This is a genomic window from Devosia sp. MDV22-iso42 (assembly GCF_058629155.1).
In genome coordinates this window covers 33328-56193 of record NZ_JBZVWR010000003.1, presented here as the reverse complement: position 1 = coordinate 56193, position 22866 = coordinate 33328, and the positions used below count along the sequence as shown (strand labels likewise).

At 60.6% G+C, this 22866-nt stretch carries 19 protein-coding genes and 1 pseudogene; 9 read left to right on the top strand and 11 right to left on the bottom strand.

Annotated elements, in window-relative coordinates:
- Window positions 1–908 precede the first annotated feature (908 nt).
- From AC4NN3_RS01190 to AC4NN3_RS01170, 5 genes and pseudogenes are all read left to right on the top strand, one after another.
- A pseudogene (locus tag AC4NN3_RS01190) lies at window positions 909–1055 on the top strand (helix-turn-helix domain-containing protein); the annotation flags it as partial.
- 98 nt (window positions 1056–1153) lie between these two features.
- Complete coding sequence (locus tag AC4NN3_RS01185; protein WP_491925321.1) at window positions 1154–1621, top strand: Ros/MucR family transcriptional regulator; 468 nt, start codon at window positions 1154–1156, stop codon at window positions 1619–1621.
- Window positions 1622–1924: 303 nt separating this feature from the next.
- Window positions 1925–2137: a hypothetical protein gene (locus AC4NN3_RS01180; protein WP_491925320.1), complete on the top strand. Its 213-nt coding sequence runs from the start codon at window positions 1925–1927 to the stop codon at window positions 2135–2137.
- A 1182-nt stretch (window positions 2138–3319) separates the two neighbouring features.
- On the top strand, window positions 3320–3601 hold the full coding sequence (locus tag AC4NN3_RS01175) for a hypothetical protein (RefSeq protein WP_491925319.1): 282 nt from the start codon (window positions 3320–3322) through the stop codon (window positions 3599–3601).
- The gene (locus AC4NN3_RS01170) at window positions 3598–5400 is read left to right on the top strand and encodes a methyl-accepting chemotaxis protein (protein WP_491925318.1); all 1803 of its coding nucleotides are present in this window, start codon (window positions 3598–3600) and stop codon (window positions 5398–5400) included. Before AC4NN3_RS01175 ends, AC4NN3_RS01170 begins: the two co-directional genes overlap by 4 nt.
- Before the next feature lie 238 nt (window positions 5401–5638).
- Here the strand turns inward: AC4NN3_RS01170 and AC4NN3_RS01165 are convergent, their stop codons facing one another.
- Both AC4NN3_RS01165 and AC4NN3_RS01160 read right to left on the bottom strand, forming a co-directional pair.
- Entirely contained in the window at window positions 5639–7147 is a 1509-nt protein-coding gene (locus AC4NN3_RS01165) for a sensor histidine kinase (protein ID WP_491925317.1), read from the bottom strand.
- Window positions 7148–7592: 445 nt separating this feature from the next.
- Window positions 7593–8477 (bottom strand): LysR family transcriptional regulator, encoded by an 885-nt coding sequence (locus tag AC4NN3_RS01160; protein ID WP_491925316.1) that lies wholly within the window; start codon window positions 8475–8477, stop codon window positions 7593–7595.
- 121 nt (window positions 8478–8598) lie between these two features.
- Here AC4NN3_RS01160 and AC4NN3_RS01155 point away from each other — a divergent pair, with 121 nt between their 5' ends.
- Complete coding sequence (locus AC4NN3_RS01155) at window positions 8599–9453, top strand: alpha/beta fold hydrolase (RefSeq protein ID WP_491925315.1); 855 nt, start codon at window positions 8599–8601, stop codon at window positions 9451–9453.
- Between the two features lie 68 nt (window positions 9454–9521).
- Window positions 9522–10565 carry a zinc-binding dehydrogenase gene (locus AC4NN3_RS01150; RefSeq protein ID WP_491925314.1) on the top strand — a complete coding sequence of 348 codons (1044 nt, stop codon included), beginning with the start codon at window positions 9522–9524 and terminating at the stop codon, window positions 10563–10565.
- A gap of 357 nt (window positions 10566–10922) precedes the next feature.
- Here AC4NN3_RS01150 and AC4NN3_RS01145 read toward each other — a convergent pair whose 3' ends face one another.
- Window positions 10923–11816 carry a LysR family transcriptional regulator gene (locus AC4NN3_RS01145; RefSeq protein ID WP_491925313.1) on the bottom strand — a complete coding sequence of 298 codons (894 nt, stop codon included), beginning with the start codon at window positions 11814–11816 and terminating at the stop codon, window positions 10923–10925.
- A 219-nt stretch (window positions 11817–12035) separates the two neighbouring features.
- On the opposite strand from AC4NN3_RS01145, the gene AC4NN3_RS01140 reads away from it, so the two are divergent.
- Both AC4NN3_RS01140 and AC4NN3_RS01135 read left to right on the top strand, forming a co-directional pair.
- Window positions 12036–12770: an SDR family NAD(P)-dependent oxidoreductase gene (locus AC4NN3_RS01140; RefSeq protein WP_491925312.1), complete on the top strand. Its 735-nt coding sequence runs from the start codon at window positions 12036–12038 to the stop codon at window positions 12768–12770.
- Window positions 12771–12800: 30 nt separating this feature from the next.
- Window positions 12801–13400 carry an NADPH-dependent F420 reductase gene (locus tag AC4NN3_RS01135; RefSeq protein ID WP_491925311.1) on the top strand — a complete coding sequence of 200 codons (600 nt, stop codon included), beginning with the start codon at window positions 12801–12803 and terminating at the stop codon, window positions 13398–13400.
- Between the two features lie 758 nt (window positions 13401–14158).
- Here the strand turns inward: AC4NN3_RS01135 and AC4NN3_RS01130 are convergent.
- From AC4NN3_RS01130 to pbpC, 8 genes are all read right to left on the bottom strand, one after another.
- Complete coding sequence (locus AC4NN3_RS01130; protein WP_491925310.1) at window positions 14159–14638, bottom strand: terminase small subunit; 480 nt, start codon at window positions 14636–14638, stop codon at window positions 14159–14161.
- A gap of 505 nt (window positions 14639–15143) precedes the next feature.
- Window positions 15144–15941 (bottom strand): LvrA C-terminal domain-related protein, encoded by a 798-nt coding sequence (locus tag AC4NN3_RS01125; protein WP_491925309.1) that lies wholly within the window; start codon window positions 15939–15941, stop codon window positions 15144–15146.
- Between the two features lie 278 nt (window positions 15942–16219).
- Entirely contained in the window at window positions 16220–16423 is a 204-nt protein-coding gene (locus AC4NN3_RS01120) for a helix-turn-helix domain-containing protein (RefSeq protein ID WP_491925308.1), read from the bottom strand.
- Between the two features lie 81 nt (window positions 16424–16504).
- The gene (locus AC4NN3_RS01115) at window positions 16505–17116 is read right to left on the bottom strand and encodes a hypothetical protein (RefSeq protein ID WP_491925307.1); all 612 of its coding nucleotides are present in this window, start codon (window positions 17114–17116) and stop codon (window positions 16505–16507) included.
- Window positions 17113–18369 carry a tyrosine-type recombinase/integrase gene (locus AC4NN3_RS01110; RefSeq protein ID WP_491925306.1) on the bottom strand — a complete coding sequence of 419 codons (1257 nt, stop codon included), beginning with the start codon at window positions 18367–18369 and terminating at the stop codon, window positions 17113–17115. Before AC4NN3_RS01110 ends, AC4NN3_RS01115 begins: the two co-directional genes overlap by 4 nt.
- A gap of 241 nt (window positions 18370–18610) precedes the next feature.
- Window positions 18611–20356, bottom strand: coding sequence for a methyl-accepting chemotaxis protein (locus AC4NN3_RS01105; RefSeq protein WP_491925305.1), 1746 nt, complete (start codon window positions 20354–20356; stop codon window positions 18611–18613).
- Window positions 20353–20661 carry a hypothetical protein gene (locus AC4NN3_RS01100; protein WP_491925304.1) on the bottom strand — a complete coding sequence of 103 codons (309 nt, stop codon included), beginning with the start codon at window positions 20659–20661 and terminating at the stop codon, window positions 20353–20355. The genes AC4NN3_RS01105 and AC4NN3_RS01100 overlap by 4 nt, the downstream gene beginning before the upstream one ends.
- A gap of 127 nt (window positions 20662–20788) precedes the next feature.
- Window positions 20789–22858, bottom strand: a complete 2070-nt coding sequence (gene pbpC, locus AC4NN3_RS01095) for a penicillin-binding protein 1C (RefSeq protein WP_491925303.1) — start codon at window positions 22856–22858, stop codon at window positions 20789–20791.
- Between the last annotated feature and the right edge of the window lie 8 nt (window positions 22859–22866).

Sequence of the window (22866 nt, the reverse complement as noted above, 5' to 3'; positions counted from 1 at the left end):
GAATATAGGGTTCAGCAGCGAGCGCTTTGGCGTCGCGGACATCGATAATGACTGGAGACTGGGGTGTGCCGACGAGCCGGGCCAGCTTGTCGACAGAAATTGAGGCAAAGGGTGCCATGGCGTGCGTCCTGGATTCATAGTGGACGCGATACTTCGGCTGGCGCCTCACGGGGTAATCGCAGACCCCTTGCGGCAGAGTTGGCGCAGATATCGACTGGCGTCAAGAACCACAGAGATCGTGGAAGACAACCGATTGAAATGTCTGCTTCTCAGTGGATTTGTCGAACAGCAGACAGACCGCAATCCACCCCATTACCGACATTGCGGTCACCTGAGCAGATGTTCAGCTCCTGGGAAATCGAAACGGCCACCTGGATTGCCGGAACGCGGCTCATGCATTGTGAAACGCGGTCAATCCAGACTAGTCTGCATCGGTAATAGGATCACTTTTTATCATAAAATGTCAGCATATTGGTTCGAAATTGATCATCGAGCCACCAAACACGGCACCGCACCTCGCCATCGCCCGCAACGGTGCTGACGTGCTCCTGAAGCACCTTCGCCGCTGCTTGTGCAGGGCTTTGCGCCTCGACGTGAACAAGTTCGGTAGAATTGCCCTGCCCGTTCAAGGATGCTGGTTCTACCGAATAACTGGTCAGCTCCTACATATACTCCCATTTCAAATTTTGAGCGAAGGCCCATGTTTTCATAGGTGAGGCAGTGACACAACGCGCCTACAGCCAACCAGGGCGGCTTGGTAGCAATCGCCGCTGCTGGGCGTAAGAAATTTCGCATTTTCTTCAGTTGCCGAATACGTCGCTGACTTTGCTGACACCCGGTTTGGTCGAATAAGCCTATAGCTCGAGGGACTTATCTATTTCGCACTGGTATGAGGCCAGGCCCGCAAAGACAAGCGTTGGACGCAAGAGCAACTGGCCTTTGAGGCTGGGGTCAAACGCGCCTATCTCAGCGAGGTCGAGAACGGGCAGCGCAATGTCAGCTTGGACGTGGTGGAGAAACTAGCTAGGGCCCTAGATGTTCTCCCGAAACATTGATGCTGCCCTAGATCAGGCAAACATGTTAGTGGTGCACAGAACTGACGTGCTGGTCTTTCGACCCGCGTCGCTGCCTAAACCCCAAGTGAGATGACTGAATGAATGACGTTGCTGAACGTGCCATGATGGACGCAGATCGCTTGGAGCAGGTGACAGAGATTGTTGCTGCGTATGTCTCGCATAACGCTCTGTCACCCACTGACCTCCCTAAGCTGATTGCAGAAACCCACAAGGCACTGCAGTCGTTGTCCGGCGCGGTGGCGCGGTCTGAAATGGCAGCACTGCAGCCCGCTATCGCCATCAAGAGATCGATCACCCCGGATTTCATCATCTGCTTGGATGACGGCAAGAAGTTCAAATCCATGAAGCGGCATCTAGCGCAGTTGGGCATGACGCCGGATGAGTACCGGACGAAGTGGGGTTTGCCTGCGGATTATCCGATGGTCGCGTCCAATTATTCTGCAACACGATCCGCGCTTGCCAAGTCAATTGGACTGGGCCGAAAGCCTGCGGCAGAACCGGTTGTATCGGCAAAGACGACCAAGAAACCTAAAACCAACGCCTAAGACCCCACGGGGCTTGCTCTCCAAGAAGAGGGCCCAGGAACACGCCCTGGGCCAGTTGAGGTCGGTCCAAATAGTCTGCCTGGTAACTTAGTCAATCTCAATACCGGACTAAAAACCCGACAGTCCGCTCAACGCCATGGAAAATCGAAACTGGACGGATGACTCCTTGCCCTAACGGGCATCGTGCGAGAACTTACGTCATAATTTCCGCCGAGTGAGATACTGGTGTTAACCCTGTCGCGTCGGGTACACATTAGCCAACGAAACTGTTGACTGAAAATGTGTGCGACAGGAGGGAGTGTGATGGGTGATGTCGTTCGAATTCGAGCAGCTGAAATCGCATATTGGACGAGACAAGTGGAGTTGTGGACTGCACAGTTCGCCCATTTGAAAACCCTCCGGTCAAGTTTGAAGGCGAGTGGACAGTCTACAGCGCCAGTTGACGGATTGATCAGGGATGTAAAAAAAAGCCTTGCCGATGCTTGCGACTATCTTGCCGATATTGAGAGTGATTAGGTGCTCAGCATGGCTGGCGCATCCCCATCAGCAGATATCGCTCACCGATCCGGCTGCAAGCTCATATGCGTGTACTCCAAGCAACGCCTGTAGCGCCTGCCCACCCCGTCCGCTGTGCAAACCCGGAAAGGGAGAAGCGCATCCGGCGATGGGACCTGAAGCGGTGCTCGATGCCATGGAGCGTCGGCTGGAAGCTATGCTCGGCTCTATGGCGGTCCGCCGCCGTACTGTCGAGTAAGACTTCGGCACCACTAAAGGCGCGATGGGACCCACTTGCGAGCGCGGGGTCTCAAAAACGTCGCCACCGAAACCAGCCTGGCAATCTTGGCCTGCAGCATCAAGCGCGCCATCGCCGGCATCGGTCCAATCCGTGAAGCGATGAGGGGATGAAGGGGGCCGCTGATGCAATCGCATCCCTCTCAGGCCATAAGCTGCCGCGAGTTCTCACACAGCCTTGGGTCTGTTGCGGACTAGGTCGTCGAGGACACCATAACCGCCCCGCAGTTATCGACTCCATAACAGCAGAAGTGCTTCTGCGAGGTTCTCCGAGCCCCGCCACTCATGTCTGCACGCTTGTGCCGCTCTTTAAAAACAACGATTGGGTTTCCCACGCCATGCTCAATGATGCCTGGCAGAACGGCGATTGGGTTAAACTCGGCAGCGCCACCCGAGCCGGATTAGCTTTATGCTAACCATAAATTGAAGCAGCTTGCCAAGATTAGCAAACAGCAACCGGTAAGCTGCATATTCGGTCCAGCCAGAACGGCTGTCAGGAAGAACGATATAGTGGCTAGCGGTCCAGACAACTTGGAGGAGCACCGTTTCAGCTGGCTGCGACCCACGCTGCACGTGATAGCCGCACCTATAGGTCGGATACACGGCCGCACCAACCAGCATCGGCAAAGCTCAGAAAACCCCTTGCCAACGGAGAGCCGTCCATACACGACCCCATTCTGGTCGTTCGAGCAGTTGTTGAGTCAACCTAAAAGCGACTTCGCACGCCTCAGGTGGAGTCCAAAAAACTACCCGAGCTACGCTAGTGTGACCGCCACCAGAATTTTGTAGAGGGGTAGAATTTAATCAAGTTGGTAACTATTCAAGCGGAATATCAGGTCCATAAACGTGGTCCGAATGTTCTCATGGTGGCTCGCTATAATGCGCCAACTAGCTCCAGCACTTATTTTGTCGGCTGTTTCGGTGATGCTGGTTGCCGCCTTCATGCTGGCGCCGCAGAGCAAGGGTCAAATGGCGGTCGCCTTTTCGCCCTTCACTAGCGAAGAAACCGCCTGGTCGATAGTGCGCGCTGCCGGCGGCTATGCCGTGGGGCCGACCAGACTCCCCAATATGGTCGTTGCCTATGCTGACGACGCCGATTTCCAGCAGCGGGCCAGAAGCCTGGGTGCGCTGTTTTTCCTTAAGGCTTACGGGCTCTGTGCTCCTCAACCTGATCGCGAAACCACATGACACTTGATACCATCCGCAGTCGTGCCTCGATCTTCGTCGCCGGTCTGGCGGCGACAATGGCCGCTATCGCACTGATCTGTGAATTGATGTTTCAGGGCACATTGGGCCTGGGCGGCATGCTGGCCGGTATCGGGCTCGCGGGGCTGGCGATCACCTATCTGGTCAACCGCCAGTCAGCCGCCTTCCGCTATATGGCGGTAGCCGTGATGATGGCGCAGGTGATGGCCATGTTGATTGCCACCCGCGGCCAGCCAGAGCAAAACGATATTCACATGGCGTTCTTTGCCGGGCTGGCTGTCTGCGCCCTGCTTTACGATACCAAGGCCATCTTGCTGGGTGCGGGCCTTGTCGCAGTGCACCATCTGGTGCTGGGCATGACGCTGGATGATCTGATCTTTTATGGCGGTGGCGGCTTTGGCCGTGTGCTGTTGCACGCCGTGATTCTGATCATCGAAGCTATCGGCCTAGTTTGGATGACGATCAATACCCACCACCTGCTTCAGATAGCCGACGAGCGTTCACAACAGGCCCAGTCCAGCGCCCAGGAAGCCGAACTACTTGCCGATGAAGTGGAGCGCACCACTGCCTCCAGCCGTCAGGAGCGCCAGTCGACGATGCAGCAGCTGTCCAGCGACTTTAACCGCGTGGTCGATGCGGCCAGCAGTGGCGACTTCTCGGCCCGTATCGAAACCAGCTACAGCGATCCTGAACTGGCCAATCTGGCCACATCGATCAATGGGCTGATCACCACCATGGGCGAGAGTCTTGGGGAAACCGGGCGGGTGCTGTCCAGCCTCGCCGAAACCAATCTGACGCAACGCGTCAAAGGCCAGCATAGTGGCGCCTTTGCCAAGTTGCGAGACGATACCAATGCGGTGGCTGACAAGCTGACAGATATCGTGGGTCAGTTGCGCAAGACCTCGCGCGGCGTGCGAGCAGCGACCGGGGAGATTCTGGCAGGGGCCAATGACCTGAGCGAGCGCACGACCAAGCAGGCCGCCACGATCGAAGAGACCTCGGCGACCATGGAGCAATTGGCAACCACAGTGCTACAAAGCGCCAAGCAGGCCCAGGACGCCAGTGTGAAGTCGCAGGAAGTATCGCGCGCCGCCGAAGAAGGCGGTGTGGTGATGACCCAGGCGACCGGGGCGATGGAGCGGATTACGAGTTCCTCGTCCAAGATTTCCAATATCATTGGTCTGATCGACGATATCGCCTTCCAGACCAATCTACTGGCGCTGAATGCGTCGGTGGAAGCGGCGCGAGCCGGTGACGCTGGCAAGGGTTTTGCCGTGGTGGCAGTGGAAGTGAGGCGGCTAGCCCAGTCAGCGGCCAGTGCGTCCTCGGACGTCAAGGTGCTTATCGAGCAGAGCGCCACAGAAGTGGCCGGAGGCTCCAAGCTAGTGGCGGAAGCGGCCAGTAAGCTGGAGGCCATTCTGGCGGGGATCCGCGAGAACAGCCTGGTGATGGAAAGCATTGCACGCGACAGCAAGGAACAGGCGTCCTCGATCGAGGAGGTCAATGTCGCGGTGCGGCAGATGGACGAGATGACCCAGCACAATGCTGCCTTGGTGGAAGAAACCAATGCGGCAATCGAGCAGACTGAGGGTCAGGCCAGTGAGCTAGACCGGATCGTGGACATCTTCATTCTCGTCGACGGCCCAGGCGTTGCCAGACCACCTATGGCTGAGGCCCCGCGGACCGGGATCAAGACGTTGCAGGACAAGGTCAAGCAGGCCTCCAAAGCCTACATCAGCCATGGCAATGCCGCTATCGCCAAAGACTGGAACGAATTCTAGACGTAGATATCGATCCGATTGAATAAAAAGGGCGCCCGCTAGGCGCCCTTTTTATTTTAGTATGCACAGTATGAGGAAAGAACTCCGCTCATGGCTGGATGAAGGCGACGGTCAGGTCACGATGCTGGATGGTCTGGCGCTGATATTCCGTTGAGGACTTTTTACCTCAATCAGGGTATTCGCCGAGCTGTGAGTGTCTGATCAAATCCGGCGGCCCCATCGAGCTGAAGACCGTAGGTCAACTGCCCACCGGTACTTCCAAGCTTATCCTGAAGTAGGCGTCTTGCTCGACAAGCACGCTGCCTTTCCATTTCCGCTCGACCAGCGCGTTCACTAGCTTGGAACCAAACCCCGTGCCCTTAGCCTGCACTTCGTACTGGGAGAGCGGATCTTCCCAATCGAGACAAAACATCTGCTGCCCTGCAGCACGTTTCTGAAAGGACCACTTTACTGTGATCGTTCCCGCGTCCTTTCCCAAGGTGCCGTACTTCGCGGAATTGGTCGCCAGTTCGTGCAAGATCAACCCCATGTCGAAGCAGAGTTCCGGCGAGAGCATTATGTCCCGCCCCTCAGTCAGCACCTGATGCTTGAATGGCTCTAGGATATCATCAATAAGCTCAGCGAACCGTGTCGCCGTCCAGCCACCCCGTGAGACAGCATAGTTGGATCGGGAAAGGGCGCTCAACCGTTCGCTGAAAACCTTCTTCGCAAGTTTGATATCGGCTACATCGCCAAACGTTTGACCTGCTATGCTGTTGACCAATTGCAGCATGTTGCCAGCACGATGCGCCATTTCGCGTAGGAGCAGCTGCTGGCGATCTGTTGCCGCTGCGTGCCTCGCGGCGCCCGTGACGATATTTGCCAGTGATTGGAGGAACTCTGCATCAGTCGGATCAAAAGTCCGAAGATCGCGGGAGTGTATGCCAAATACCCCAAATGGCCTGGCTTCCGAGCCGGAAATGACCACGGACACCCCACTGCGCACTTCGTGGTCATGGAGGAGCTTGGGGCCGTCAAACCTAGTTTCCAGTGACAAGTCCCATACGATGACAGGCTTGTTCACGGACAGGGTGTATCCCGCCTGCGAGGCCATTTCAGTTCCGACTTCGGCGTATCCGACCAGACCCTCCTCCCAGCCTATGCCGGCGCGCAGGACAAGTCGATCGGCGGCATCGGTGAATTGCAGTATCTTCGTCAGCGGGACATCGAGGACTTCTGCTGCGACCTCAACAGCGCGGTCCAGTACCTTCTGGATATCATTCTGGCTAAGCGCAAAAGAGCCAAATCGTGCCACAGCGCTCTGCTGACACAGTCGCCGTTTCAGTTCCGCTTCGCTTTGCGCGCGTTCCGTGACGTCAAGGCAAACTCCGGTCAAGTATCGAGAGCCATCGGTTCCAGAGGAAATGCCGCCAGACGCTTCGATCCATAATTCCTGGTGATTAGGGCGAGGCACCGTTCGGTAAGTCGCCTTATAGGGCGCACTTGCGTCAATGCACGCTTTGATCTTTTGCCACACCGTATCGACATCGTCTGGATGAATGTCTCGTTGGAAGCTTTGGAACGTTCCATCGTATGAACCAGGGCAAAGTCCGTGCACGCTTTCAAGGTTTCGCGTCCATTCCAACTTGTCAGTGTCTATCTTCCACCGCCAGACGCCAACCTTGCCAAGGCGGATCCCATCTTCCAGCGAGCAGTAATCGTCCAGGAAGGGAAGTTCGTTGATTACATCGTGTTCGACGTTCTTCATGGATGGTGCTAGTCCGCGGGCGACCAATAGATGCATTTTTTGCTTTGTCTCACAACTTTGCAAGCCCAAAAAGAGGGTGAGCGAATTCGGATATAGTTCGCCACCTGGCCGCAGATTGCTGCTTGGCAATAGGGCGGCGTCGTTTGCCGATCGCTTGAACTTTGTCTACCTGTGCGACTAGCCGACACCACGGCGTCGCAACCTGCCAAATTCTAAGTTTTGGGCCAAGCCGGTCTCGGCGTATCAAGATTGATGCAGGGTAATGTCCGATTTGGCCCGCTGCGTGCCAAGAGCTGCCGGTCGGCAAACCACCGATCATTTCCATAACCTCGACTTCAGCGGACCGGCTGCTTTTCGGAAATCGGAGAGGCGGTCTGAACGATCGATTTGGGGCGCGTTTCTGCCAATCAGGCATGAAAGGTGGCTAATGCTCTGAGGGGGACGGCTAGCGCCGCAGCACCTCGCCGATGGCTTCTGACAGAAAATCAGCCACCCGCCGGATGCGGGCATTGCTGCGGACTTCCTCGCTCATCACCAGCCACACTGGCAAGGCGCTCAGCTTTATGCCATCGACCAGTTCTAGGTCGGGATGGCGCTTGGCGAGAACGAGCTGACCGACGCCAACGCCAGCGCCGGCGAGCAGCAGATTCCATCCCAGCACGACGTCGTCAGTCCGCAGCGCAAACTCTTCGCGCATGAGGTCGATGCCATTGGCGGCGAAGGCCCGCGCCAGGAAGTCGCTGCGATCGAGACCGATCAGGTCGTGATGGCGCAGATCATCCTTCGAGGTGATCCGGCCGCGGCGATCGAAGTAGTCGCGCGTGGCAAAAAGCCCGATCGGTGTGTCCCCGAGCTTGCGGGCAATGAGGGCGTTCTGCGTCGGTTCGGCCATGCGGATGGCGATGTCGGCGTCGCGACGCAGCAGATTCTGGTTGGTGTCCGAGGCGACGATCTCGATCTGGATGCTCGGCTCTGCCTGCCGGAGCGCCGCAAGCATAGGCGGCAGCATGAGGTTGGCCGCGATGACCGACGCGGTAATCCGGACCGTGCCCTGCAACTGCTGCGAGCGCCCCTGGGCCTTGAGAGTAAGCGCTTCGGCGGCGGCACCCATGGCACGAGCATCATCGACCAGGCCAAGCGCTGCATTGGTCGGGTCCAGGCCCTGTGCTGACCGCGTAAAGAGGATGACGCCCAGCGCGGTTTCCAGCTCTCTGACGTGCCGGCTCAGCGTCGGTTGCGTGGCGCCAATGTTTTTGGCCGCGGCGGAAAGCGAGCCCCCTTCCACGACGGCCAGGAACGAGCGCAGCAGTGTCCAGTCCAGGGTATTCATTTTTGAAATGAGGTAATCCCATATTGCTCAATTTCCATGCAGGAATAGGGCAGCTACCTTGATGAGGTCAACAACGAGATCGCGGGCAGCCCGGCGGTCACCCAAACCAGAGAGACTCATCATGACCGGTACCAGCACCCAGACCCAGTTCATCACCACCGAGGGCGGCCGTGTTGCTTTCGAAGACACCGGCGGCAACGGCCCGGCAGTTCTCGCCATTCCCGGCATGGGCGATCTGCGCTCGGAATACCGGCTGATCCGCCCGGCTTTGCAGCAGGCCGGCCACCGAGTGATCACCATGGATGCGCGCGGTTTCGGTGAAACCTCCGCTCATTGGAGCGACTTCTCGGCCCGCGCCGTCGGCCGCGACGCTGTGGCTGTTCTGAGGCACCTGGGCGTCGGCCCCGCCACTATAATGGGCAATTCCTTTGCCGCCGGTTCGGCCCTCTGGGCGGCACACGACGCCCCCGACCAGGTCAATGGCGTTGTGCTGCTGGGGCCGATCCTCCGCAATCTCGAGGCCTCCTTCATCCAGAAGCTGTCGCTCAAGATCGGCTTTGCCGGCCCCTGGAAAGTCGGGTTCTGGACCATGTACTGGAACACCCTGTTCCCCACACGCAAGCCCGTCGACCATACCAAGGTTAAGGCCGCGATCACCGCGAACCTTCGTGAGCCAGGACGCATGGATGCCCTCATGGCGATGCTCTCCCTCTCGAAGGCCGACACCGCCGCCATTTTCGACCAGACAAAAGTGCCTGCACTCATCGTTATGGGCACCAAGGATCCGGACTTCACCGACGCGGTCGAAGAGGCCCGCATGCTGGCTGGCAAGCTGAAGGCGGAGACCATCATCGTCGACGGTGCCGGGCACTATCCCCACGCCGAAATGCCCGAATTGGTCGCGCCCAAGCTCCTGTCCTTTCTCGGTGGTCTTAAGGGCAATGGCCCCAAAGCAGGCCTCCGCGCCATCGCCTGAGACGACTTCCCCCCATCGGCGCCGCCACATCTCCTAAGCGGCGCCGCGACCCAACAAAGGAAACTCCGATGACCACCGCCCCCGATTCAAAGATGACTACGCAAATTGTTCTGCCCGGAATCGTGGCGCCTTCCGGACTTCAGGTTCGGCAAGTCGGCATGTCTGACCCGGCCGCCGGCCAGGTGCTGTTGCGTATGGAGGCGAGCGGGGTGTCGTTCGCCGAAAAGGCGATGCGGCGCGGGCGTTACCCGGGACAGCCAAAATCTCCGTTCGTACCGGGCTACGACGTCGTCGGCACGGTGCTGGCCGTCGGCTCCGGCGGGGACCAGTCGATGGTCGGGCGGCGCGTCGCCGCGGCAATCAAGACCGGCGGCTGGGCCACCCATGTGCTGGTGCCCGCGGACGAGATCGTTGCGGTGCCCGTAGGCGTCGCGGCGACCGAAGCGGAAACCGTGATCGTCAACGGCGTGACCGCCTGGCAGATGCTCTACAACAAAGTCCAGGCCAGGCGGGGGCAAACGATCCTCGTGCTGGGGGCCTCGAGTGGCGTCGGCACGATCCTGGCGCAGCTGGCGATCGCCGATGGCATAAGGGTCATCGGCACGGCGTCGCCGCACCAGCACGCCGCGCTCAGGGCGCTCGGGGTCGAACCGATCGATTATGCTGACCCCGATATGGCGGCACGGGTGCGCGAGTTGTCACCGCGCGGTGTCGACGCGGTGTTCGACCATCTGGGGCCAACCAGCGTTAAGCAGAGCTTTGCGCTGCTCGACCAAGGCGGCATCCTCGTCGTCTATGGCATTGCCGCGGACCTGGACAAGACCACGGCACTGGTGCCCAAGTTCCTCAAGCTGCTCGCCACGCTGGCGCTCTGGACGGCGTTGCCGAATGGCAGGCGAGCCCTGTTCTACGATTTTTGGGAAGGCATGCTGGTCGGAGCAGCAAAAGCCAGGCAGCGGCGCCGCCAAGATATGGCGAAGGTCTTGGCGCGGCTGGCGGCCGGCGCAATCAAACCGGTGATCGCGGCAACGTTTCCGCTCGGCGATGCGGCGGCTGCCATGGAACGCTCCGAGGCACGTGGTCAGTTCGGCAAGGTGGTGCTCGTGCCGTGATGCTTTGCGCCCCAACAAGCGTCAGAACTGCGACAGCGGCAGGATCAAAGCACTGTTCAGAGCCGCTGTGATGAACCGTCGTTTTGGGAATGGCAGCCACCGCTAGTTACCATTCCGCGAGCTGCCATCCTCCATTCCACCTCGTTGCCTTCACTTGAGCGGACCGTCCGCCTTCAGGAAATTCAAACGCCGTCTGAACGGCCGGTATGGGGCGCGTTTCTGCCTGGCAGGTGTCGACCCCCTTTCGGCCATCTGCACGCCGAGAGCGAAATCCGAAAAGCTGCCATCCACGTCATCCCTTCCAGGTGTGAGATGATCACAGATTTGCCGCGGCCTTGGTCTCTGCCCTAACCGGCGTCACTCGGGCGATAGGTGCTGCCCGGCGAGAAGCGGCGCGTAGGCGTCAAGCCGGCGGGATATGAACTCGGTGAAGAGCCGCACGCGCTTGGTCTTGCGTGTCTCCCCCTGCGTGAGAAGCCAAACCGGCCCATAGAGCTGCAGGTCGGTATCCGGCACTCTCTTCAATAGTGGGTCGGTATCGCCGACGAAACACGGGATCGCCGTGATGCCAATGCCCTGCCGCACCGCCGCGATCTGCGCTGCGAAGTCCGTGGTCCAGAACGGCGTCCCAGAGGTGCGACGCTCTCCGGCGCGGGTCCAATCCGGGACGCCTTGGCCGCTGATGCCGATCCACCTAGGATCCGTCCCACCCGCCCGCCATTCGGCGAGTTGAGCGCCGGACATATAGAAGCCGCCACAGAGAGGCGGTCCCTTGAGTCCGTAAAGATTGGACGGCAGGGTCTCGCGATCATAAACAACGCGGATCGCGACGTCGGCCTCCCGGTTGGTCAGGTTTGCCAGTGCGCCGGACGACAGGATTTCCATCTCGATGCCGGGATGCAGGCGTGTGAAATCGGCCAGGTCCGGCATGAGCAGATGTGCAGCCAAGGGCGGCGGCAGCGTTACACGCAGGAGCCCGCGCACGCTCTGGTCGCGCCCGAAGACGCGAGTTTCCAATTGCAGAGACGACGCTTCCATCTGGCCTGCGAACTCGAGGACCTCCTCACCCGCTTCCGTCAGGCGGTAGCCGGAAGGCAGCCTGTCGAACATCTGGGTCCCGAGGCGCTCCTCAAGCTGGGCGATGCGGCGCAGCACGGTCGCGTGGTTCACGCCGAGGCGCTTGGCGGCGGCCCGAACTGAGCCCCCGCGCGCCGCGGCAAGAAAATAGCGAACGTCGTCCCAGTCCATCATGGTGCATTCCCGCGCCGTACGCTGCGTCTTGCCAAGCTCATCTCCGTGCACTGAGCCCCATTTGTGCGGCTGCTGCAACGGTTCATCGTCTCGCCGGATCGTTTTCGCACCACCGATGTGCGCGATTGACCACTGAGCGGCTGACTGCGACGCGCCTATGTCTTGGCTCTCAAGGCGACCTCCTCCCTAGACCCACATTGGCGAACCAAGGATACCAACATGACCAGACTGAAGGACAAGACCGCCGTGATCACCGGTGGTGCAACCGGCATCGGCCTCGCCGCGGCAAAGCGCTTCACTAGGGAGGGTGCCTTCGTCTTCATCTTCGGCCGCCGACAGGACGCTCTCGACGCTGCCTTAGCCGAGCTCGGGCCCAATGCCCGCGCGGTGCAGGGATCGGTCTCCGACGAGGCAGACCTTGACCGGCTTTATGCGGCGGTCAAGGTCGAGCGCGGAACCCTCGACATCGTGTTTGCCAATGCCGGAACGGGAAGCCAGCTGGCACTGGGCCAGCTCACCGCCGCGCATATTGATGACACCTTCGACACCAATGTGAAGGGGACCATCTTCACGGTCCAGAAGGCGCTGCCATTGATGGGGCCAAGCGGGTCGATCATCCTGACCGGGTCGAGCGCCGGCACGACAGGCGCCCCGGCATTCAGCGCCTATGCCGCGAGCAAGGCCGCCGTCCGCAATCTGGCGCGGACCTGGGCGGAAGACCTCAAGGGAAGCGGCATTCGGGTCAACGTGCTGACGCCCGGGGCGGTAGCGACCGAACTGGCCAAGGCAGCGCTGGGAGCAGAGGGCCTGGCGGTCTATGGCGCGATGACGGCGCTCCAGCGCATGGGCGATCCCGCGGAAGTCGGCGCTGTCGCCGCCTTTCTCGCGTCGTCGGACAGCAGCTTCATGACCGGCAGCGAAGTCGCCGTGGATGGCGGCCTGGCGCAAGTCTGACCCCGACATGCTTAACCCAAGGAGAAAATCATGACTTACGCAATTATCGGCTTCGGCAGCGTCGGCCAGGCGCTGGCCAAGGCATTTGCTCGCAACGGCATCGAAGTCGCCGTTGCCACCACACGCGACCCAGAGAGCTTTGCCGCCGATGCGGCGGCGATTGGGCCCACCATCATCCCCAAAACCCTCGCGGAAGCCGTCACGGCGGACACCATCATTCTCGCTGTTCGTTTCGAGCGGCACCAGGACGTCGGCAGGGCCCTGCCCAACTGGGAAGGCAAGACGGTGGTCGACGCGATGAACAGCAACCTTCCTCTTGAGGAGATGAACGGCCTGCTGTCCTCTGCCTTTGTCAGCCAGGCGTTCAACAGCGCCAAGCTCGTGAAGGGGTGGAACCACCTGCTTGCAGCCACGCTGGCGACTGACCCGGAGGTTGATGGCGGTCATCGCGTGGTCTTCCTGTCGAGTAATGAAGCGGATGCGATCCCGCCAGTGGCGGCCTTGGCGAAGCGACTCGGGTTTGCCCCTGTTGACCTGGGAAAGCTCGATGAGGGTGGCGCACTGGTGCACGCCCGCGGCCGCGTCTGGGGCCCGCTGATCTTCAAGGACCTGTTCAAGAAGGAGCAGTAGTCGGCCCAAGCGTCTGGTCGACGCCAAGGACTGGTCGCGCGCTAACACCTCGAGTTGCGCGCGATCAACCATTTTGAGGCTGCAGGGACGCGAAGCCTGGGCGGGGCGGTGCGGCATGTGCGTTGCTCAGAAAAAGTCGTGTGGCGTTCCGCAGCGGACGTGGCTGCATAACGGTCGCCGTCTTTACAGGGCCAACGTCCGCTGCCGCGGCTCCTGGTCTGAGAACTGGCCAGCTTCCCACCCCCTTATCGCCATTACGTCGACTTCAGCGGACCGACTGCTTTTAGGAAATAGAAGAGACAGTTTGAACGGCGGGAATGGGGCGCGTCGCTGCCTGGCAGCATCCTGCCCCCATTTTGTCGTTAGCACAGCATGTCGGTAGTCTTGGAGGCGGTCATCGAAGCTTGATAGAGGGCATTTCGAATGCAAGCTCGATTCTAGGCTGTCCGCAGACCAAATGGGGTATCTGGCAGGGAACAAAGAAAAGGTGCTCCAATTAGGAAGCGCCTTAGGTTCTCTCGGGGAGAACGTCGAGAGGGAGGAGATCCCCAACTTGCGCTCAGCGGATTAACGGGCTGCTAACGACGTCCTCCGGTCAATCTGTGGCTCAATGAGGAGCTGTAGTGATCACCTTGGCTTGCTCGGGGCAACATCAAGCCAAGACACATCGCGTTCGGCCCGGTGCGATCCGCTCCCGCCGACATGTTTTGCATTGATCTGGAGTCTGTGCTTGATCACGTGCACCACTATAGGGAGGTCTAAAACGCACCAAAGTGACGGCCCAACAGTTCGAGTCGACTGTGTCTATTTGCGAACTTAATACGCACCAATCTTACGCTGCCTCCCCCGTTGGGACCTCCGTTGATCAGTCGCTGTTCAACCTCGAAACTTTCGACGAGTCCCCTGGTTCTCCAGTGGTATGGCCAAAGAGCGACCGGCTTGAGCGTCCCGTCCTGACAAAATATCTCGGCTACGTCGGCTGTTACGTCCTGTATAAGGCCTCGCACGACATCGTCGGCGTGCATTTCAAGCCGAGCTGCACGTAGTTCTGTAGCTTGAGCTATCGCAGCGCCAACTGAAGTTTTCTGAAGCAGTTGGTGCCCAATCTGTTCGGCCGTCCGGCGACTATAGCCTGCTCGCACAGCAGCAGCTTTTGCGCACATGTCCAGCATATATTGGCGAACGAACTCTGCTTGCCGCTGAGTAAGTTGAGTGTTTTTGGCCGTAGATTTCTTCATTTTGACCATTCCAGGTTTCAGTCGGGAGGGTTTGTGCAAAGGCGCGAGTGAGGCTTCGACCTCCACTCGTAGCGCCTGGGCTTGGCGGCACCGCGCTCTTTCGAGCAGGAGTTAGCGGCACCCACTGCGGCGTGACGGTCCGGGGTAGAGCCGAACAAAATCTTCGACCATCTGCCGGACGTTGGCGCGGCTCTCAGGAGATTTTTCAAGTGGAGGCGCAGGTAATTGTGGACTTGCTATCTTCTGCAGATACCGGTCCCGCGCACGCCTATCGGCTGCGAACCGGCACGTCTTTGCCACGAGTGCTGGGGAAGGCCTAAATCGCCCATCATGCCCTGGCGCCTGTCCACGAGTGAACATTGAAGCTGCGTCCATGACCAGCTCTGCCTCGAATCCATCAACGGCCTTTATGTAGAACCGCAACATCTCCTCTGCGGATACATCGCTCGTTGCATTGGGGTAGGGGGCAACGATTTCCCTGATTGCCTGCAATCTGCGTTTCGCGTCACTCATGACCGGTATCCATCTGACTCATCAGGCGATCGGCGACATCGGCAATGGATTGTTTCTCAAGCTGAGGTGACCGCGACAACGCCACCGCAGGCTGGTCTGCCCATCTGTCTTGGTTGAGCCAGGTGGAGGGGTTGCACCAAGGACGATCATCCCGCTTAGAGACGTATCTGTGCAGACCAGCCATCAAAGTGGCTAGCTCGACACGCTTTAGCGCACCTTTGAAGGCCCTCTGGGCCGCTGCCTTCCCGACTTTGTTAGGGTAGCTGTTCCAAAACTCATCGAAAATCCCACCCTTCGGCACGAGCGCAAGCGCGTTCTCCGAACGAAGTGAGGCGTCTGTATCTGTAGCTGTATCTGTATCTGTATCTTGTCGTTCGGCCTCGTTCGTCCGAGTTTGGTCAAGTTCACTCGCGTTCGAATGCGTTTGGTTGCGTTCGCGCTTCTCACGCTGAGACTCGCGCCAGCTTTTTGCGCGGGCTGCAGAACCATCTTCCCGAACCGGCTGGCGCTTCTCCCATGATGCAAACCTCAGGCCTGAGACAATGCCCTTGGCAGTCATCGACTGAACGATGGCTTCAATCTGCTCGGGCTCGCAACCGAAGAAAGCCGCTAGGGCATCTGGATCGTAGCCTGCGATGCTTCCTCGTTGCTCAGCCTGCGACGCACGATCCAACATCGACCAAGCCACCGCAATGACAAGGCTCGTCGGTACGTCCGCGATTTTGGCCAGAGCCAGCCATTTTATATCAGTTGGCGCGCCGTGCCATGAGCGGAACCACTCAACTGCCATCGCCGACCCCCCATTCATCATCGCCAAAATGGGTCGAGATGATCGGAAACTCGGAAGCGAATTTCGCCTTGTCCGAGCCTGCCACTGCGCAAGCTATCGGACCTTGTGAGAAACTGCTTTGGGGGTTAAAAAGGGAGTGGTTCATGCGGCCAGCAGAACCCTTTTCTACCACGATGCCCGCCTGTCAATTACGGGCGGGCATCGTTGCATTAAGAGGCTACATCGGAAACCTCCTGGCGAGCGGTTCGTACCTGCGGCGGCCTTTTTGATGTGGGGGCTCATGGCTTGCTGACCTCCCTGATCGATTCAAGGTATGCGTCCAGATCTGCCCGGAGGATGAGCACCCGCTTGCCAGCCTTCAAGCGCGGCAGCCGGCCCGCTTCGAAGAGCTTATAGAAATATGACCGTGACAGGCCCGAGTACCGGACCGCTTGCACGATGGTCAGTGAAAAGGGCGCCCACGGAATGTTCAGTGTGCTCATGACTATCTATTTCCTTGGAGGTTTTGGATAGTCTTTGGTTAACGTCGCTGCTCGCGCCGGTATATACGGCGCTAATTCGGACTAGATAGGTATGAGCGCAACGTCAGGGTATGCCTTTCGAAGGCGAAGAATTCTTTCGTAGGTCCGGCGCCTGTGGTCTGCAAATTCTTGGGAGGTCGTATCGATTTCGTCGAACTTCTTTCCACTTGCCAGATTCTCTAGAATTGTGATTTTTGCCGCGAGGTCACTAATACTGACCTTTTTCCTCAAAGTCAGTTCCACTGCAGCCTTTTCCCGAAAAACAGCCCTTAACCAGTTGCGATCGTTAGCTACCTTATTAGGATGGCCATGCTGGTAGCCGCGGTTCCTCTCAGTGATGCCTAGGATCGGGTTTTCAATTGCTAAATGGAATAGTGTCTCCGCTAGCCAATGGGTGGTGCTGGTATCGACGCCATAGGCAATCGCAACGGTTCGAAGTGCTGTCGGCAGCTTTTGCCTAACCGTTTGAGATATGGGTTCTGGAAGTACTCGATCGAGAAGTCGAAGATACCTCTTATATTCTGGATGCATAATGCCTGGCGCCATCGGATCATCGGTGGGATCGACCATTGGAAGAGGGGGTGTTGGTCTGTTCTTTCGGTTCTGGGGTACGAATTTTACCGGTTTCTTTTTTGTGTCTGGCTTTCGGGTCATTGCTCGACCCCATCGCTCAGATACTCGGCCCACTGCTGCATCAGGAGCCGCCTCTTCTCCAGGGCGTCCGCCCGCCGATAGGCTCGCTCGGTCGCATCACCAACAACGTGGGCAAGTGCGGCTTCAGCGGTCTCGCGAGCGTGTGCCGTTTCCTCGCCGGCCCAATCGCGGAATGAGGACCGGAACCCATGCACGGTGACGTTGGCCACCCGAAGCCGGCGCAGCAACATCTCCATCGCCATCGCTGACAACGGGCGCGCGGCCTTTTGGCCAGCAAACACGAACTCAGATGTTCTCGTTGGGCCAAGACCCTCGATAAGACCACGCGCCTTCTGCGATAGCGGCACTCGATGGGGCCTGCCGGCCTTCATCCGCTCTGCAGGAATTTTCCAGATACTGGCTTCAAGGTCGAACTCCTCCCACCGCGCCCCAAGAACCTCTCCTGATCGAGCAGCGCAGTAGATCAAGAATTCCAGTGCTCTTGCGGCCATCGCATCCGAATGTTGCAGCCGTTTTACAAGCGCAGGAACTTCCTTGTAGTCCATCGCCGCGTGGTGCCCTCTGCTAAGCTTTTGTCGCGGTGGTAGAATGCTCTTCAGATGGCCGCGCCAGAGTGCAGGGTTCTCTCCAGTTCGCCAGCCCCGCGCTTTAGCATAGTCGAGCACGCGTTCGATGCGCCCTCTGATGCGCGAGGCTGTCTCTGGCTTTTTCATCCATATGGGATTGAGAACCGCGAGAACGTCCTCCGTATTGATATGCGAAACGCGCTTGTCCGAGATAGCCGCGCAGTAGGTATCGCCAAGCGTCATTCGCCATTGCGCGCGATGCTTTGCATTGCGCCACTGGGTTTCCATGGACGACAGAAACTCGTCCGCACATTCGGAGAAATTGAGTTCCCTCTGCGGCGTGCGAAATGCCTTTGGATCAGAACCTTCAGCAACAGTCGAGCGCAGCTCGACAGCTTTGATGCGCGCCGATGCCAGGCGAACTGCCGGGTACGGGCCCAGCCCCACTGCCTGCCTCTTTCCGCCTCTAGCGAACATGAATATCCAGCTCTTTGCGCCGCCGGGCTTGACGTTGAGATACAGCCCACCGCCGTCGCTATAGCGGCCTGGTCCAAGCGCGGACTTTGCAAAGGTATCCGAGATTTTATTGAGCGCTCTTGCCATGGTGTGCACTTCCGTATGCACTTCAGGTTGGAGATAGCCAGAGATAATGAAGCGCAACTGAGGACGATAGAGCGGCTTACGCACCAAAAAGTCAAGCGAATGCGGCGTTATCGAGTATCATCATAAACAGTCAAGAACGGCAGTACGGCGGACTCTCTCTCCGCCATCGATCTTTCCTGAAGCCAGATTGCCGCGTGCTGCCCGCTGGTGCGGGCGCTGTCGCGTCGGCGCGCCAGCCGGCAGGACAAAGGGACGGCGTGTGCCGTCCCTTCCGCTATCGGGCTGGCCTGACTGAAGCGTCAGGTGGCGGTGACCCCAACGCGCCTCAGCGGCGGATACCGCCGGCGGCCTGACGCAGGTGCTGGACGTCCCGGTCGGGCAGCGGGCCGCGCGACCGGGTCGTGGCGCCGTCATCGGTCTTGAATACCTCGACGATGCGGTCGATTTCCCGGGCCTGGTCTTCGGTCTGGGTAATGGCGGCATTGGTCTGCTCGACCAGCGCCGCATTGTGCTGGGTCATCTGGTCGATCTGGCGTACGGCGCCCGAGACCTCCTCGATGGCCGAGGCCTGTTCGCGGCTGTTGCGGGCAATGCCTTCCATCAGGGTATTGTTGGCGCGGGCCGCCTCCATCATGGCGGCCAGCTTGCTGGCGGCCTCGGCCACCAGCTTGGTGCCCGCGCCCACTTCGCCGGCAGAGGCCTCGACCAGGGTCTTCACATCGGCCGAGGCCTGGGCGGCGGACTGGGCCAGGCGGCGCACCTCGACGGCGACCACGGCAAAGCCCTGGCCGGCATCGCCAGCCCGGGCGGCTTCCACCGAGGCGTTGAGCGCCAGCAGGTTGGTCTGGAAGGCGATGTCGTCGATCAGGCCGATGATATTGGAGATCTTGGACGAGGATTCGGTGATGCGGGACATGGCATCATTGGCCTGGCGCATGACGGCGCCGCCTTCTTCACCGACCTGGTTGACCTTTTGTGCATTGGCATTGGCGTCGCGCGCGCGATCGGCATTTTCCAGCACGGTCGCTGCCAGCTGCTCGATGGCCGCGGAGGTTTCCTCGATGGTGGCGGCCTGTTTGGTGGTGCGTTCGCTCAGGTCATTGGTGCCGATGACGATCTCGCTGGTGGCCGCGCGCATGCTGGAAATGGCGCTGCGCAACCCGCTCATGATGGTGGTCAGCGTATCGGCGAGGGCATTGGTGTCGCTCTGCAGCGTGGCGAAGGCGCCGCGATACTGGCCGGTCATGCGGGCCCGCAGGTCGGCATTGGCCAGGCTGGCCAGCACGCGGGCGGTTTCGCCCAGGCTGCTGCCAACCGTTTCGATCAGGCCGTTGATCGAGGTGGCCAGATTGGCCAGTTCGGGATCCTTGTAGGTGGTTTCGACACGGGCCGAAAAATCGCCGCTGCTGGCCGCATCGACCACGCGGTTGAAGTCGCTGGACAGCTGCTGCATCGTGGCCTGCCGCTCCTGGCGCCCGGTCGCGGTGGTGCGCTGGACTTCGTCGGCCAGCAATTCGGCTTCCCGGGCGCTGGTCTGGGCCTGCTCCGAACGCTCGTCGGAAATCTGCAGCAGGCGCTGGGTATTGACGGTCATCCAGACCAGGCTGACGGTTTCCACGATCAGGATCACGGCATGCAGCAGGACGCGGGTGAAGCCGCCGCCGCCATAGAAGATCAGGTCGTCCAGGGTCATGCCCAGCACCAGATGGTGCACGGCGACCAGGGCAGCGCCCAGGATGATGGCCTTAGTGTCGTAGAGCAGGGCGCAGACGGCCAGCCCGGCAAAGAAGGCCATATGGATATCGGTCTGCAGCGGATGGCCGCGGGCGGCGATCAGCAGGGCCATGACCTCGGCCATCATGACGGCGACCGCCATGTAGCGGAAGGTGGCTGACTGACGGTTGACAAAGAAGGTGGCGAGCAGGGCGGCCAGGCCCAGCGCGGCCAGCATGCCGGCCAGGTTGAAGTCACCGTGCAAGGCCATTTCAAGGATGATGGCGCTGGCGGCCATGAGGGCGGCGAGGCTGGCCACCAGGATCGATGCGCGACTGCGGATGGTGTCGAGGGTCATGTGATTTCGCGTTCAGGTTGGGGCGCACAAAGCCCGGTGGCGTTCAGAAAAAACAGGGCGCCCAGACTTCTGGCGCGCTCCTGGAAGCCGGCATCGCCGGCATAGGCGACCACCACATTGGGCAGTCTGGTGGGGGCAACGGCGTAACCGCCCGCGGCGCGCACGATGGACCAGGCGGTCGCTTCGCTGGTGAAGGGCGGGAAGGCCACGGCCATCTGCCCCCGGTCGGCGGGGGCGAGCAGATAGGCGCTCACCAGCAGCACCGTCAGCGTCGAGAAAAGCAGAGCAGGCGCAAACTGTCGCATGATCGGTCCCCGGAGATGCCCCAAACGCCTGAATTACAGGCAGCAGCATTCACCAGAAATGGTTACCAATTCGATTAAATGCCGGCGTGCCTGAAAATACATTGCCGGCTGGCGTGGGGCGTCACGATCAGTTCAGCAGGACCCGGACGGTGTCGCCGCGGCCCTCGGCATCGACCACCGAGAGGGTGACATAGCCGGGCCCGTCCGGCTGCCAGCTGTCCTGGCGGGCGAAGTTGGGGCGGCCGAAGGGCGCGCCATTGGCAAAGAAGGTGAAGGGCGGCACGCCATTGCGTACCTTGACCATGAGCGGGGCAATGTCGCCGGCGGCCAGGCCCAGATCGACGGCGACGCCATCGCCGGGAAAGGCGATTTCCGGCGCGGCGTCGCGGGCGACGAGGCCACTATCAGGGTGGCGAAACCGTCGCAGCGGCGCCGGCAATTCACTCGTGGACGCCAAGAGCGCACCCTGCGGCGCCCGCGGCAGTGCAGCGCGGCGGCTGCCCAGGCGGTCAAAGGCTTCGAACAATATGGGGGCGGCGGCGGTAATGCCGGAAAGGCCCGGTACCGGGGCGCCATCGGGGCGGCCGGCCCAGACGCCGATGACGGTCTTGCCGTCAAAGCCGATGGCCCAGGCGTCGCGATAGCCATAGGAGGTGCCGGTCTTGTAGGCGACGCGACCGGGCGAGCCGTTGAGCGGCGGTGGCACGTCGGCCAGGATATCGGCGACATACCAGGCGCTGAGCGGGTCCAGTACGGGGGCGGCGCGGCTTGGCGCGGCCGGCGGCGCGGTGCCGTCGTGGAGCTGCACGGGCACGCCGCCATGGGCAAGGGCGGCATAGACCGAGACGAGGTCGCGCAGCGAAATGCCGACGCCGCCCAGCCCGACGGCCAGGCTCGGCGCGGTATCGACCGGCAGGCGCGGATCGGCATAAGCGCGGCGCAGGCGCGACACCAGGCGGGCCGGGCCGACGGCGTCGAGCACCACCACGGCGGGAATGTTGAGCGAGAGCGTCAGCGCGTCGTGAATGCTGACCGTGCCGCGGCTGAAGCCGTCGAAATTGACCGGCACATAGGCGCCGAAGGCGGTGGGGCGGTCCTCGATCAGGCTTTGCGGATGGGCCAGGCCCAGTTCGAAGGCGAGGCCATAGATCAGTGGCTTCAAAGTGGACCCCGGAGACCGTATCGCCGTGGTCATGTCGACATAGCCATCGCTCTGGGTGGCAAACAGCCCGGCCGAGCCGATCGAGGCCAGGATTTCGCCAGAGTTGATATCGGCGGCGACGATGGCGACGGAAACGCGCGGATCGATCAGCCGGGCGCGGGCAGCGGCGAGCTGTTCGAGCGCGTCCTGCAGGCGCCGGTCGATGGTCAGGGCCAGGGTGCGGGCCTCGGGGCGGGCGCGCACGGCCTGTTCGGCCAGGTGGGCGGCCAGCATGGGGAAGTCGCGGCGCGTCGTCGGCAGGGGCTCAGCCTTGGCGGCCAGCGCCTCCTCGGCGGGCAGGGCGCCCAGGGCGACAAGGCGATCGAGCACCTTGTCGCGGCCGGCGCGCGCCGCCTCGGGGTGGCGGTCGGGCCGGCGGGCCTCCGGCGATTGCGGCAGGGCCACCAGCAAGGCGGCCTGGGCGGTGGTCAGCCGGCTCGGCTCCTTGCCGAAATAGGCCAGGCTCGCCGCGCGGATGCCCTCGATATTGCCGCCATAGGGGGCCAGGGTCAGGTAGAGGTCGAGGATCACGTCCTTGTCCAGGTCCTGCTCAAGCGCGCTTGCATGCACCATCTGCCGCAGCTTGCCAAAGGCATTGCGGGTGGGCTGGCCCTCAAGCAGCCGCGCCACCTGCATGGTCAGCGTCGAGCCGCCCGAGACCACCTGTCCGCCCGCCAGCACGAGCTGGCCGGCGGCGCGCAGCATGGAGCTCCAGGCAATGCCGTCATGGGTGGCAAAGCTGCGGTCCTCATAGGCCACCAGCATGTCGAGGAACCTTGGATCGACCTGGTCACGGCTGATTGGCAGACGCCAATTGCCGTCCGGCGTGGTGAAGGGGCGCAGGAGGTTGCCGTCGCGATCGGTCACTGCAGCCGAAACCGGCATCGTCGCCAGGTCCGGGATCGGCGGCAGGTTCTGGGCGATTCCAGTGACCGTCGAGGTCAGCTGGATCGTTGCTGCGCAGCCCAGCACGAAAAGACTGAAACTTGTGAGCACCAACCACC

Bases quoted from the DNA above. Each gene is read 5' to 3' on its own strand.
- AC4NN3_RS01100 (WP_491925304.1), bottom strand. From the start codon at position 20,661: ATGCGACAGTTTGCGCCTGCTCTGCTTTTCTCGACGCTGACGGTGCTG.
- AC4NN3_RS01170 (WP_491925318.1), top strand. From the start codon at position 3,598: ATGACACTTGATACCATCCGCAGTCGTGCCTCGATCTTCGTCGCCGGT.
- AC4NN3_RS01105 (WP_491925305.1), bottom strand. From the start codon at position 20,356: ATGACCCTCGACACCATCCGCAGTCGCGCATCGATCCTGGTGGCCAGC.
- AC4NN3_RS01125 (WP_491925309.1), bottom strand. From the start codon at position 15,941: ATGGCAGTTGAGTGGTTCCGCTCATGGCACGGCGCGCCAACTGATATA.
- AC4NN3_RS01150 (WP_491925314.1), top strand. From the start codon at position 9,522: ATGACCACCGCCCCCGATTCAAAGATGACTACGCAAATTGTTCTGCCC.
- AC4NN3_RS01120 (WP_491925308.1), bottom strand. From the start codon at position 16,423: ATGAGCACACTGAACATTCCGTGGGCGCCCTTTTCACTGACCATCGTG.
- AC4NN3_RS01130 (WP_491925310.1), bottom strand. From the start codon at position 14,638: ATGAAGAAATCTACGGCCAAAAACACTCAACTTACTCAGCGGCAAGCA.
- AC4NN3_RS01115 (WP_491925307.1), bottom strand. From the start codon at position 17,116: ATGACCCGAAAGCCAGACACAAAAAAGAAACCGGTAAAATTCGTACCC.
- AC4NN3_RS01160 (WP_491925316.1), bottom strand. From the start codon at position 8,477: ATGAATACCCTGGACTGGACACTGCTGCGCTCGTTCCTGGCCGTCGTG.
- AC4NN3_RS01165 (WP_491925317.1), bottom strand. From the start codon at position 7,147: ATGAAGAACGTCGAACACGATGTAATCAACGAACTTCCCTTCCTGGAC.
- AC4NN3_RS01185 (WP_491925321.1), top strand. From the start codon at position 1,154: ATGAATGACGTTGCTGAACGTGCCATGATGGACGCAGATCGCTTGGAG.
- AC4NN3_RS01145 (WP_491925313.1), bottom strand. From the start codon at position 11,816: ATGATGGACTGGGACGACGTTCGCTATTTTCTTGCCGCGGCGCGCGGG.
- AC4NN3_RS01155 (WP_491925315.1), top strand. From the start codon at position 8,599: ATGACCGGTACCAGCACCCAGACCCAGTTCATCACCACCGAGGGCGGC.
- AC4NN3_RS01135 (WP_491925311.1), top strand. From the start codon at position 12,801: ATGACTTACGCAATTATCGGCTTCGGCAGCGTCGGCCAGGCGCTGGCC.
- AC4NN3_RS01140 (WP_491925312.1), top strand. From the start codon at position 12,036: ATGACCAGACTGAAGGACAAGACCGCCGTGATCACCGGTGGTGCAACC.
- AC4NN3_RS01180 (WP_491925320.1), top strand. From the start codon at position 1,925: ATGGGTGATGTCGTTCGAATTCGAGCAGCTGAAATCGCATATTGGACG.